This window comes from Testudinibacter sp. TW-1 (genome assembly GCF_050613185.1).
Taxonomy (GTDB): Bacteria; Pseudomonadota; Gammaproteobacteria; order Enterobacterales; family Pasteurellaceae; genus Chelonobacter.
The window spans coordinates 1,588,514-1,601,880 of record NZ_CP192511.1; the positions used below are offsets into that span (position 1 = coordinate 1,588,514).

General features: G+C 49.9%; 11 protein-coding genes. All 11 read left to right on the top strand.

What is annotated here, in order from left to right:
• The first annotated feature begins 569 nt into the window (after positions 1-569).
• The 11 genes from mraZ (at position 570) to murC (ending at position 13,364) form a co-directional block, all read left to right on the top strand.
• Positions 570-1,028, top strand: coding sequence for a division/cell wall cluster transcriptional repressor MraZ (mraZ, locus tag ACQ31U_RS07620; RefSeq protein WP_431050832.1), 459 nt, complete (start codon positions 570-572; stop codon positions 1,026-1,028).
• 123 nt (positions 1,029-1,151) lie between these two features.
• A complete protein-coding gene (gene rsmH / locus ACQ31U_RS07625) occupies positions 1,152-2,120 on the top strand; it encodes a 16S rRNA (cytosine(1402)-N(4))-methyltransferase RsmH (RefSeq protein ID WP_431050834.1) in 969 nt (322 codons plus the stop codon).
• Positions 2,121-2,123: 3 nt separating this feature from the next.
• Positions 2,124-2,444: a cell division protein FtsL gene (gene ftsL / locus ACQ31U_RS07630; protein ID WP_431050836.1), complete on the top strand. Its 321-nt coding sequence runs from the start codon at positions 2,124-2,126 to the stop codon at positions 2,442-2,444.
• A gap of 10 nt (positions 2,445-2,454) precedes the next feature.
• Positions 2,455-4,281, top strand: a complete 1,827-nt coding sequence (gene ftsI / locus ACQ31U_RS07635; RefSeq protein ID WP_431050838.1) for a peptidoglycan glycosyltransferase FtsI — start codon at positions 2,455-2,457, stop codon at positions 4,279-4,281.
• 9 nt (positions 4,282-4,290) lie between these two features.
• Complete coding sequence (gene murE / locus ACQ31U_RS07640; protein ID WP_431050840.1) at positions 4,291-5,757, top strand: UDP-N-acetylmuramoyl-L-alanyl-D-glutamate--2,6-diaminopimelate ligase; 1,467 nt, start codon at positions 4,291-4,293, stop codon at positions 5,755-5,757.
• 5 nt (positions 5,758-5,762) lie between these two features.
• Positions 5,763-7,148, top strand: coding sequence for a UDP-N-acetylmuramoyl-tripeptide--D-alanyl-D-alanine ligase (murF, locus tag ACQ31U_RS07645; protein ID WP_431050842.1), 1,386 nt, complete (start codon positions 5,763-5,765; stop codon positions 7,146-7,148).
• Positions 7,142-8,224: a phospho-N-acetylmuramoyl-pentapeptide-transferase gene (gene mraY / locus ACQ31U_RS07650; RefSeq protein ID WP_431050844.1), complete on the top strand. Its 1,083-nt coding sequence runs from the start codon at positions 7,142-7,144 to the stop codon at positions 8,222-8,224. Before murF ends, mraY begins: the two co-directional genes overlap by 7 nt.
• A gap of 45 nt (positions 8,225-8,269) precedes the next feature.
• Complete coding sequence (gene murD / locus ACQ31U_RS07655) at positions 8,270-9,598, top strand: UDP-N-acetylmuramoyl-L-alanine--D-glutamate ligase (RefSeq protein WP_431050846.1); 1,329 nt, start codon at positions 8,270-8,272, stop codon at positions 9,596-9,598.
• Positions 9,586-10,773: a putative lipid II flippase FtsW gene (gene ftsW, locus ACQ31U_RS07660; RefSeq protein ID WP_431050848.1), complete on the top strand. Its 1,188-nt coding sequence runs from the start codon at positions 9,586-9,588 to the stop codon at positions 10,771-10,773. The genes murD and ftsW overlap by 13 nt, the downstream gene beginning before the upstream one ends.
• Positions 10,774-11,850 (top strand): undecaprenyldiphospho-muramoylpentapeptide beta-N-acetylglucosaminyltransferase, encoded by a 1,077-nt coding sequence (gene murG / locus ACQ31U_RS07665; protein ID WP_431050850.1) that lies wholly within the window; start codon positions 10,774-10,776, stop codon positions 11,848-11,850.
• 71 nt (positions 11,851-11,921) lie between these two features.
• Entirely contained in the window at positions 11,922-13,364 is a 1,443-nt protein-coding gene (gene murC, locus ACQ31U_RS07670) for a UDP-N-acetylmuramate--L-alanine ligase (protein ID WP_431050852.1), read from the top strand.
• Positions 13,365-13,367 lie beyond the last annotated feature (3 nt).

Sequence of the window (13,367 nt, forward strand, 5' to 3'; positions counted from 1 at the left end):
ATCGGCACCAGGTAAAATGCGGCGATACCGTTAACCGGCTGTTGATTCCAAGTAACATAAAACAGATCAAAATAGCCTAAACGCCTAACACGAGAGATAACGGCAGAAAGCCAACCAATAAGCCGATAAAAACCAATTTATAAATTGTGCCGGTTGCCAGCTTTCGTACAAGAATATTCGACATGATCATTCCTCATTGATTTAATTATCTTGAAATACCTGACAATTATTTGCGTACTTAACGCTCCGATCAATAAAAAATGTATTGAGAGGGGCTGTTTATCCGTTAATTTCTCGATTTGTGTCCGATTAACGGCTGAATAAATCTCAACTACTTTGTATTTTTTATTAAATCGAATAAAAAACCACCAATTAAATGCGATCTGCCTCACACAAATAATTGACAAAAAACTTGCAACAACAGTGATCAGATAATAAACTTAGATCAAAGTGGTGAATTGTGGGGTTTTGTGGGGTAAAATAACATAAAACGCCGTTTGGTGGAACGATGTGGTAACCATCAGCAGAAAACGATAATAAAACGGATGATTAATTAAAACGGGATTGCTATGTTTCGTGGTGCGACTTCAGTCAGTTTGGACAGCAAAGGGCGGCTTGCCGTGCCTACCCGCTATCGCGCCGAAATTTTAGAGCAAAACCAGGGGCAGATGGTGTGCACCGTTGATATTCGTCAACCTTGTTTGTTGCTTTATCCCCTGAATGAATGGGAAATTATTGAGCAAAAACTGCACGGATTATCCAACTTCGAGCCGGATCAACGCCGTTTACAGCGGGTGATGTTGGGCTATGCCACGGAATGTAGCTTGGATAAAAGCGGGCGGATTTTACTCAGCCCGACGCTGCGCAACCACATCAAATTGGATAAAAACGTTATGTTGGTCGGGCAGTTGAATAAATTTGAGATTTGGAGCGAAGAGGCGTGGCTGGCACAAATTGCCGAAGATATTGAAATCGGCAGCGGCGGCGCTTTTGCCACCTCGGAAGAATTAAAAACGCTGTCATTGTAAAAGAGAAAGAATCATCTTTCCGCCGATGACGGTAGCACTAGCGGGGCAAGCGGCATATAGGGATATGCCGCGAACCCATTTTTATCGTCTTATTTTTTTAGTATAAATAGAGAAATTGCCAATATGAGTTTGCCAGCAGAACAAACCGACCGCGCGCATATTACGGTTTTATTAAATGAAGCCGTGCAGGGGTTGGCGATTAAAAAAAATGGCATTTATATTGACGGTACTTTCGGGCGCGGCGGGCATTCGCGTTTGATTTTGTCGCATTTGGGCGAAAACGGACGCTTGATCGCGATTGATCGCGATCCGCGTGCGATTGCCGAAGCCAACACCATCACCGATCCTAAATTCAGCATTGTCCACAGCGCCTTTTCACAGATTGCGGAAATTTGCCGGCAGCAGGGCTTAATCGGCAAAATCGACGGGATTTTGCTCGATCTCGGCGTATCTTCTCCGCAGTTAGACGAAGCGGAGCGCGGTTTCAGTTTTATGAACGATGGTCCGTTGGATATGCGTATGGACACCACCCAAGGCATGTCGGCGGCGGAATGGTTGCAGCAGGTGTCGATTGAGGATTTGAGTTGGGTGTTGAAAACCTTTGGCGAAGAGCGGTTCGCCAAGCGGATTGCAACCGCGATTGTGAATTTTAACCAAGCGGCGCGTCAAAACGGCGAAAGCGGTTTAAACCGCACTTTGCAATTGGCGGAGCTTATCAGCCAAGCCGTACCATTCAAAGATAAACATAAACACCCGGCAACCCGCACTTTCCAAGCGATTCGGATTTTTATCAACAGTGAGCTCGATGAATTGGAGCGGGCGTTGGAATCGGCATTAACGGTGCTGGCGCCGCAAGGACGGCTCTCGATCATCAGTTTCCATTCGTTGGAAGATCGCATGGTCAAACGCTTTATGCGCAAGCAAAGCAAAGGGGTTGAGATCCCGAAAGGGATTCCGTTGCGCGAGGATCAAATCGAACGTAACCAAACCCTGAAAACCATCGGCAAGGCGATTATGCCGAGCGAACAAGAGTCGCAACAAAATCCGCGTTCCAGAAGTGCGGTATTGCGAATTGCGGAAAGAAGAGGATAAGAGATGAGCGGCGAACGTTATCCTTTAAGAAAACTGATTTTGGACGATTTATTCGTCTCGAATAAGATCGCCCTATTGTTATGGCTGGGCATGATCGCCAGCGCAGTGGCAACAATTTGGATCATTCATCAAACCCGCCAGCTCAATGCCGAAAACGGCGAATTGATTTTGGCAAAACAAGCGTTGGAAAACGAATACATTAACTTAAAACTGGAAGAGCGGGCACTGGATGATAATGTGCGGATTACTTCCATCGCGAATCGCTTGAAGATGGGCTACATCACTGCCGATCAGCAGGTGATTATCATCGAAAACAATCACTAGGGTGCTGGCAATGGCTATTTTCAAAAAAAATAAACACCGGCAGGGCGCACAGCTTAATCAGAGTGCCGGCGCTGCCCGAAATGTAAAAAGTGCGACGAAACCGATGAGCACTTTCGTCAGTTGGCGTTATTGGACGGTGATTGGCGTGATTATCGTCAGTATGGCGTCGTTGGTGGCGACCGCGGTCGACGTACAAATCAGCAGCTCCGCCAAACTGAATCAGGAAGCGGATAAACGCTCGTTGCGCACGCAGGCGATCCATTCTTCGCGCGGCATGATTTTGGATCGTAACGGTCAGTGGCTGTCGGTCAGTGTGCAGATGTTTTCCGTGGTGGCGGATCCGAAAGAGATCTTCGATAAAGGTTCGTTGCAAGATCAGGAGCGCTGGAAAGCGCTGGCTGACGCCATCGGCGTTTCCAACAAGCGCTTGAAAGAAAAAATCAGCAAAAACCCGAAAAGCCGTTTTCTTTATCTTGCGCGGCAGGTGACGCCGAGTGTCGCCAATTATGCGCGCGAATTAAAAATTCCGGGTGTCACTTTGCAGACCGAATTCCGTCGTTTTTACCCGAAAGTGGAAGAAACCGCCCATCTGATCGGCTACACCAATATTGACGGCGCCGGAATCGAAGGGATTGAGAAAAGTTTCGATAAATTGTTGATCGGACAGGACGGTTCGCGCACCTACCGTAAAGACCGCTACGGCAACATGGTGGAAGCGGTGGACGACACCAAAAAATATGATGCGCATAACGTGACCTTAAGTATCGACGAACAATTGCAATCAATGGTGTACCGCCAAATCAAGGAAGCGGTGGCGGAGAACAAAGCCGAATCCGGCACGGCGGTGTTGGTCGATATCCGCACCGGTGAAGTGCTGGCGATGGCGAATGCGCCGTCGTATAACCCGAATAACCGTATCGGCGTGAAAGCGGAATTAATGCGTAACCGTGCGATCACCGATACTTTCGAACCCGGTTCAACCGTGAAACCGTTCGTCGTTCTGACCGCACTTCAGCAAGGCGTGGTACGTCGCGATGAAGTGATTGACACCGGGCCGTTGGTATTGAACCGCCACGAGGTCCGGGATGTGGCGCCGCGCGATAAACAAACGCTGGATCAAATTCTGGAAAATTCCAGTAACCGCGGGGTGAGCCGTTTGGCACTGCGTATGGCGCCGAATGTGTTGATGGAAACCTATAAACACGCCGGTTTGGGCGCGGCGACCAATTTGGGTTTGGTCGGGGAACAATCCGGTATGTTGAATGCCGAGCGCAAACGCTGGTCGGATATCGAACGGGCTAACGTGGCTTACGGTTATGGTATCAGTGCCACGCCGTTGCAAATCGCCCGTGCCTATGTCACCTTGGGCAGCTTCGGTGTCTATCGTCCACTGTCGATCACCAAAGTTGATCCGCCGGTCATCGGCGAAAGGGTGTATTCGGAAAAAATCACCCGCGAAGTGGTGAATATGATGGAAAAAGTCGCGATTAAAAATAAATTGGCGATGGTGGAAGGCTATCGGGTCGGGATTAAAACCGGTACGGCGAAAAAACTGGAAAACGGGAAATATGTGGACAAATATATTGCATATACCGCCGGCATTGCCCCGCTCAGCAATCCGCGTTATGCATTGGTGGTGCTGATTAACGATCCGAAAGCCGGAAAATATTACGGCGGTGCGATTTCGGCGCCGGTATTCTCAAAAATCATGGAACATACGCTGCGTTCGCAAAATATCAAACCGGACGCCTTGAACGATGAAGAAACGGCGGCGCGGATTATCCGTTTGGATCAGCAACAGTCATCCGTTTCCTCAAAGCCGAATCACATTAATTAAGGGGCAGGTATGCAACGATTGGCGAAGCTCTTTTCTCTGCCGCAACTTCCCCGCCTGTCACTCAATCGCATTGAGCTCGACAGCCGTAAAGTACAGCGCGGGGATCTGTTTGTTGCGTTGCTCGGACACCAACGGGACGGGCGCGAATTTATTCCGCAGGCGATTGCCAACGGAGCAAGTGCGGTGCTGGCCCAGACGGAACACCCGCAACAACACTTGGCAATCACAACGCAACACCACGTTGTGATTGTTCATTATTACCAATTGGATCAACAGCTGTCGGCGATCGCCGGAGAATTCTATCATCACCCTTCGACACAACTGACTCTGCTCGGCGTGACCGGTACCAACGGTAAAACCACCGTGGCGCAATTATTGGCACAATGGGGGCAGCTGTTGGGCAAAACCACGGCGGTGATGGGAACGATTGGCAACGGCTTATACGGAAAAACCGCCGAGGCGGCGAATACCACCGGCTCGGCAGTCGAAGTGCAGGCTAATTTGGCGGATTTTGTGCGCCAAGGGGCGGAGATGGCGGTGATGGAAGTGTCATCACACGGCTTGGTGCAACACCGGGTGGAAGCTTTGCATTTCAAAACCGCACTTTTCACCAATCTGAGCCGTGATCATCTGGATTACCATCAAACCATGCAAGCCTATGCTGAGGCGAAGTTCCGTTTATTCAACGAATTGGCGTGTGAAAATCGGATTATCAATGCCGATGATCCGATTGGGGCGCAATGGTTGGCGCGATTGCCAAGTGCGGTTGCCGTCAGTGCCGAACCGGATCGTCATTTAACCCAAGCATATTATTTGCAAGCGACTCGGATCGATTATCATGAAAACGGTGCGAACATTGCTTTTCGATCCGGTTGGGGCGACGGCGAATTAGACAGCCGTTTAATCGGTTCGTTTAATGTCAGTAATCTTTTGCTGGTGGCGGCAACCTTGCTCCAGTTGGGATATCCGTTACAACAATTGTGCGAAAGTGTTAATCGATTAAGCGGTGTTTGCGGACGCATGGAGATGTTTACCGCGGCGGATAAACCGATGGCGATTGTCGATTACGCCCATACGCCGGACGCGTTGCAACAGGCGCTGCAAGCGGCAAGGTTGCATTGCAAAGGGCGGTTATGGTGCGTGTTCGGCTGCGGCGGCGATCGTGATCGCGGTAAGCGGCCGCTAATGGGCGCGATTGCCGAGCGGTTTGCCGATGAAGTGGTTTTGACCGACGATAATCCACGCACCGAAGATCCTTGCCTGATTTTACAAGAGATAGCTTCAGGATTAGAACAGCCGCACAGCGCTACGGTCATTCATGGACGTGAGTTGGCACTGCAATACGCGTTGCAACGGGCGCAGCCCGATGATGTGATTTTGATTGCCGGCAAAGGGCATGAGGATTATCAAATTATCGGCGAAACCAAATTGCACTTTTCCGATCGGGAACTTGTGCGGCAACTGTTAGAAGAATAATAACAATGATTAGTTTAACGCTTCACAAGTTGGCGGAAATTCTGTCTGCCGAGTTAATTTATCCTGCTGAAGAGGCAAGTGCGGCGGCGGTGTCGCAAATCAGCACCGATACGCGCAAGGTCAGCAAAAATTCACTGTTTTTTGCCTTAAAGGGAGCCAATTTTGACGCGCACGATTATTTGGCGCAAGCAGTCGAACAGGGCGCAACCGCACTGGTGGTTTCCACACCCAATCCGACGCTTACCGCGCCGCAATTAGTCGTCGCCGATACCCGTTTGGCGTTAGGACAACTGGCAAAATGGTTAAAAGCCGAATTGGCGCCGAAAACGGTGGCAATGACCGGTTCCTCAGGCAAAACCACGGTGAAAGAGATGACCGCCGCGATTTTGGCACAGTGCGGCAACGTGTTGTTTACGCAAGGCAATTTTAATAACGATATCGGCGTGCCGCTAACTTTGTTACGCTTAGAACCACAACACCAATTCGCGGTGATTGAACTGGGCGCAAATCATGCCGGCGAAATTGCTTACACCGCCGAATTGGTGCAGCCGGATGTGGCGTTGGTGAACAATGTCGCGCCGGCGCATTTGGAAGGTTTTGGTTCGTTAGACGGCGTGGCACAGGCAAAAGGCGAAATTTATCGCGGTTTGGCGCAAAACGGCTGTGCGGTGATTAATCTCGATTGTCATTATTTGGATCGCTATTGGCAAACGGAAATCGGCGCGCACCGCACTTATTCCTTTTCGGTATCGCAGTCGCAAGCGGATTTTTATGCCGACGATGTTCGCCTGCATACACAGGGTTCAAGCTTTACCTTGGTGACCCCGCAAGGAAAAATAGCGATTAATTTGCCTTATTTAGGCGGGCATAATGTCAGCAATGCGCTGGCGGCAACCGCACTTTCGATGTTGGTCGGAGCGGATTTGGCGCAGGTGAAGTGCGGTCTGGAGCAAAAGCAGGCGGTCAAAGGGCGATTATATCCGATTCAAATCAATCCGAATGTATTATTGTTGGATGATACCTACAACGCCAATGTCGATTCAATGCAATCGGCGGCGGCGGTCTTAAAAAATTATCGCGGATTTCGCATTTTAGTTGTTGGCGATATGGCGGAATTAGGCGAAAATAGTCGACTTTGCCATCGACAAGTGGCGGAGTTTGTGCGGCGGGCGGAATTGGATTTGGTGGTCAGTTTCGGCGTACAAAGCGAGGTGATCAGCCGTTTGTCGCAAGGAAAACACTTCGGCGACAAAGCGGATTTGGTCTTATTTTTACAACGGCAAATCCAACAACAATCAAATGAAAATAACAATATCGTGTTGTTGGCAAAGGGATCACGCAGTATGCAGATGGAAACCGTGATCGATTCATTAAAGGATAAATTATGTTAGTTTGGTTGGCGGATTATTTAGTCCAATATCATTCCATTTTTAATGTGGTGTCATACTTGACCTTCCGTTCGATTATTGCACTGTTGACCGCACTTTTAATTTCTTTATGGATCGGGCCGAAAGTGATCCGCCGTTTGCAAATGTTGCAAATCGGACAAGTGGTGCGCCATGACGGCCCGGAAAGCCATTTCAGCAAACGCGGCACGCCGACCATGGGCGGGGTGATGATCCTGTTTTCAATTGGTATCAGTACGTTATTATGGGCGGATTTGAGCAACGCCTATGTCTGGTGTACGTTATTTGTCCTGTTCGGCTACGGCGCAATCGGCTTTGTCGATGATTACCGTAAGGTGGTGCATAAAAATACCGACGGTTTGATTGCGCGTTGGAAATATTTCTGGCTGTCGGTGGTGGCGTTGGTTGCGGTATTTGCGATGTATGCGATTGGCAAAGACACCAATGCGACCCGGCTGGTCGTGCCGTTTTTTAAAGAGATTATGCCGCAATTGGGTTTATTTTATATTGTGTTGGCGTATTTCGTCATTGTCGGCACCAGTAATGCCGTCAACCTGACCGACGGTTTGGACGGCTTGGCGATTATGCCGACCGTATTTGTTGCCGGCGCTTTTGCTTTTGTGGCGTGGGCGACCGGTAACGTCAATTTCGCCGACTATCTGCATATTCCGTATATTAAATTGAGCGCCGAACTGGTGATTGTCTGCACCGCGATTGTCGGCGCCGGCTTGGGTTTTTTGTGGTTCAATACTTATCCGGCGCAAGTGTTTATGGGCGATGTCGGTTCGTTGGCGCTCGGCGGCGCATTAGGCACGATTGCGGTGTTGGTGCGGCAAGAATTTTTGCTGTTGATCATGGGCGGTGTGTTTGTGATGGAAACCATTTCGGTGATTCTGCAAGTCGGCTCATACAAAATCCGCAAACAACGCATTTTCCGTATGGCGCCGATTCATCACCATTTTGAATTGAAAGGTTGGCCGGAGCCGCGTGTGATTATCCGCTTTTGGATTATCTCGTTAGTCTTGGTATTACTCGGTTTGATTACGCTGAAATTGCGTTAATTTTTTCATTTTTTATTTTCTTTTCTTTTTTGGGGCAAAAGTATAATGAGCAGTCATTCCACCGATTATAGCGGTAAAAAAATCACGATTTTAGGGCTAGGCAAAAGCGGGCTATCCTGTATCGATTTTTTTGCGGATAAACCGGTGGAATTGCGCGTGATCGACACCCGTAACAAACCGCAAGCGTTACCGCACTTTGTCAAACAGAGCCATTTCGGCAGCATTCCGCAAGATTGGTTATTGCAATCGGATCTGATTGTCATCAGTCCGGGTTTGGCATTGGCAACGCCCGAAGTGCAAACGGCAATTGAAGCCGGTGTCGAAGTGGTCGGCGATATTGAACTATTCTGCCGTGCAACCGATAAACCGATTATTGCGATTACCGGTTCAAACGGCAAAAGCACCGTGACTTCATTGGTGAATGCGATGGCGCAAGCTGCCGGGATTAAAGTCGGCATGGGCGGCAATATCGGCATTCCGGCGCTGTCGCTGTTAAAACAAGATTGTGATCTGTATGTACTGGAGCTGTCCAGTTTTCAATTGGAAACCACCCATTCCCTGAAAGCCAAAGCCGCCACGGTGTTGAACGTGACGGAAGATCATATGGATCGCTATGCCGACTTGGAAGCCTATCGCCAAGCGAAATTAGCGATTTATCACCATGCGGAAACGGCGGTGATCAACGATGACGATCCGCTGACTCAGCCGAATCAGCAAAGTGCGGTCAAAATGCAACGTTTCGGTGCGCAGGGCGACTACCATTTAGTCCAACAAGACAACCGCACTTTCCTTGCTTTTCAAAACCAAGCGATTTTAGCCACCGATGAAATGCAACTGGTCGGGCGGCATAATTATATGAATGCCTTGGCGGCGTTGGCGTTATCTGACGCGGCAGGGATTGACCGCACTGCCGCATGCCGGGCATTGCGTGAATTTCAGGGATTGGAACACCGTTTCCAGTTGGTTACGCGCAAAGGCGGTATTAGTTGGATTAATGATTCCAAAGCCACCAATGTCGGCAGTACGCTAGCGGCGTTACAGGGATTGGATGTGGCGGGAACGCTATATTTACTGCTCGGTGGCGACGGCAAAGGGGCGGATTTTTCCGAACTTGCCGTCGCAGTCAACCAACCGCATATTCAGCTCTATTGCTTCGGACGCGACGGGGCGCAACTGGCGCAGCTGTCGGCGCAAAGTCAGTTGTTTGACAGCATGCAAAGTGCGGTTGCCGCCCTCAAACCGCACTTGAAAGCGGGCGATATGGTGTTGTTGTCACCGGCGTGTGCCAGTCTGGATCAATTTGCCAATTTTGAGCAGCGCGGCGATGAATTCGCCCGTTTGGCACTATGCTTGGAGGCAGAATGTCGGGTTTAGATTGGGTAAAAAATGAAAGCGAGCGCTGGTTCAGGATTACCCCGAGCAATCTGCTGTATGACCGCGCCTTATTCTGGCTGTTTCTTTCGTTGATGACCTTGGGCTTTATTGTGATCACCTCCGCCTCGGTTGCCGAAGGCAATCGCTTATATGACGATCCGTTCCATTTTGCTTGGCGTGATTTGGTGTATGTGGTGCTGGCGTGTCTGACAGCCTATGTATTCGTGTTTATCCCGGTTGAAAAATGGCAAAAATGGAGTCCGTATCTGCTGCTTTTTGCGCTACTATTATTGATTTTGGTGCTGGTGCCGGGGATCGGCAGAACCGTTAACGGTGCGCGGCGTTGGATTCCGTTGGTTTTATTCAATTTCCAGCCGGCGGAATTTGTCAAATTTGCATTGATTTGTTACCTGTCGAGCTACTTTGTGCGTCGTTATGACGAAGTGCGCAGCAAGCAGTTGAGCGTGGTCAAACCGACCGTAGTTTTGATCTTGATTTCAGGTTTCTTGCTATTCCAACCGGATTTGGGCAGCAGTGTAGTGCTGGGCTTTATCGTGTTTATGATGTTGTTTATGGTTGGCGCCAAAATTTTTCAATTTATCGCTTTGGCGGTGTTGGGATTTTTTGCGTTATATATCTTGATCTTAACCTCGGAATACCGTTTAAAACGGCTGACCTCTTATACCGATCCGTTTGCTGATCCGTTCGGTTCCGGTTTTCAGTTGAGCAATTCGTTGATTGCTTTTGGACGCGGTGAATTTTGGGGAACCGGCTTGGGCAATTCGATTCAAAAATTGGAATATCTGCCGGAAGCGCATACCGATTTTATTATGGCGATTGTCGGCGAAGAGTTTGGGCTGGTCGGGATTATCGCGGTGATCGTGCTGTTTACGCTGCTTCTGTTCCGCATTCTGAAAATCGGCAAAGAATCCTTGTTGCTGGAACAGCGGTTCGGCGGTTATTTCGCTTTCGGGGTCGTCGCTTGGTTTTTCTTTCAGGGGGCATTTAACCTCGGAATGACCATGGGGCTATTGCCGACCAAAGGTTTCACCTTTCCGTTTGTCAGCTACGGCGGCTCCAGTTTGATGATTAATGCCTTGGTGATCGCAATCCTGTTGCGAATTGATCATGAAAACCGCCTAATGCGCGGTCATGCACATTTGAGGGACGATTAAATGACAGAAACAACGGCAACGACAAAAAAACGCTTATTGGTGATGGCGGGCGGCACCGGCGGTCATGTTTTTCCGGCGATTGCGGTAGCGCAAAAATTACAACAACAAGGCTGGCAAATCTGTTGGCTCGGCACAAAAGATCGCATGGAAGCCACGCTCGTGCCGAAACACGGCATTCCGATTGAGTTTATCCAAATTTCAGGCTTGCGCGGCAAAGGCTTAAAAGCCTTATTGGTCGCACCGTTTGCCATTGCGCGCGCAGTGTGGCAGGCGCGGAAAATTATTAAACGTTACCAACCGCACGCGGTGTTGGGCATGGGCGGCTATGTGTCGGGACCGGGCGGAATCGCCGCCAAATTGTGCGGCGTGCCGATTGTATTGCACGAACAAAATGCGATTGCCGGTTTAACCAATAAATGGTTGGCAAAAATCGCAACCAAGGTGCTGCAAGCTTTTCCTAAGGCGTTTGCCAACGCCGAAGTGGTCGGTAATCCGGTGCGCCAAGCGTTGTTTGAACAGGCGGAACCGAAAGTGCGGTTTGCGCAACGTGTTGCGGGCAGCGCGCTGAAAGTGTTGGTGGTCGGCGGTAGCCAGGGCGCAAGGGTATTGAATTTATTAATGCCGGAAGTGGTGAAGCAAGGCAAACTGCCGTTGGAAATCCGTCATCAGGTCGGACAAGGCAATGTCGACAGCATTCAAGCGCGCTACCCCGACAACGCCAATGCGCAGCTAACGGAATTTATTGATGATATGGCGGCAGCCTATGCGTGGGCGGATCTGATCATCTGCCGCTCCGGTGCCTTGACCGTATCTGAAATTGCGGCGGTCGGTGCGACGGCGATTTTCGTGCCGTTTCAACATAAAGATCAACAGCAATATCTTAACGCCTGTTATCTTGCCGATGTCGGCGCTGCCACGATTGTGCCGCAAAACGAATTAAACGCTGAGCGCATTACCGCACTTTTAACGCAACTGGATCGCGAAAAATTAGCCGCGATGGCTGAAAAAGCCAAAGCGATGGCAAAACCACAGGCGGCTGATCGGGTTGCGGAGGTGGTTATCAGTGTGGCGAAATAAATATTATCATCAAATAAATGGTCGTATCGACGTACTGTATACGTCATAGAAACAAAACAGAGAATAAAAGCATGACAGAACAAGATTTTCAAACCCGATTACGGGATTTCGTACCGGGCATGCGTCGGGTGAAACAAATCCATTTCGTCGGTATCGGCGGTGCGGGCATGGGCGGCATTGCCGAAGTGCTGCTAAATGAAGGTTATATGATCACCGGCTCGGATATTGCCGACGGTGCCGTCACCCAACGCTTGGCAAATTTAGGCGCGAAAATCTTTTTTAAACACGAAGCCGCCAATGTCAAAGAAGCCAGTGTGGTGGTGGTGTCCAGTGCGATTAAAGCCGATAATCCGGAAGTGGTTGCGGCGCGTGAAGCGCGGATTCCGGTGATCCAACGGGCGCAGATGTTGGCGGAGATCATGCGGTTTCGTCACGGCATTGCGATTGCCGGCACCCATGGCAAAACCACAACAACCGCAATGATTGCGATGATCTACGCCCAAGCCGGTTTAGATCCGACTTTTGTCAACGGCGGTTTGGTCAAATCGGCAGGCACCAATGCCCATTTGGGGTTGAGCCGTTATTTAATCGCAGAAGCCGATGAAAGTGACGCCTCGTTCCTGCATTTGCAGCCGATGGTGTCGGTGGTGACGAACATCGAGCCGGATCATATGGAAACCTATCAGGGCAGTTTCGCTAAAATGAAACAAACCTATATTGATTTCCTGCACAATCTGCCGTTTTACGGTTTGGCGGTGATGTGTGCCGACGACAAAGAATTGGAAGAGATTATCCCAAGCGTCGGGCGGCAAGTGATCACTTACGGCTTCGGCCAACACGCGGATTATCGGATTGAAAACTATCGACAAACCGCGTTTCAGGGGTTGTATGAGGTGATTTATCCGTCCGGCAAACGCATTTCGGTGGTGCTGAACGTGCCGGGCAAACACAATGCGCTGAATGCGACTGCCGCGTTGGCGGTGGCGAAAGAAGAAGGGATCGGCGACGAAGCGATTTTGACCGCACTTGCCGATTTCCAAGGGGCGGGGCGACGTTTTGATCAGCTTGGCGTATTTGAGCGTCCGTGCGGCAATGTGATGTTGGTCGACGATTATGGACACCACCCGACCGAAGTCAATGTTACCATTGAGGCCGCACGTTCGGGCTGGCGGGATAAACGCGTGGTGATGGTGTTCCAGCCGCACCGCTATTCACGCACCCGTGATTTGTTCGATGATTTTGTACAGGTGCTGTCAAACGTAGACGTGTTGATTATGTTGGAAGTCTATGCCGCAGGGGAAGAGCCGATTGCCGGTGCGGACAGCCGGGCGTTGTGCCGTTCGATTCGTAATCTGGGGAAAGTCGATCCGATTTTACTCTCCGATACCGAAAAATTACCGCAGATTATGGATCAAGTGTTACAAGACGGCGATTTGGTGTTGGCGCAGGGGGCGGGCAGCGTAAGTAAATTATCCCGCAATTTAGTGGCGTTATGGAATAGTAATCAAAAATAATCA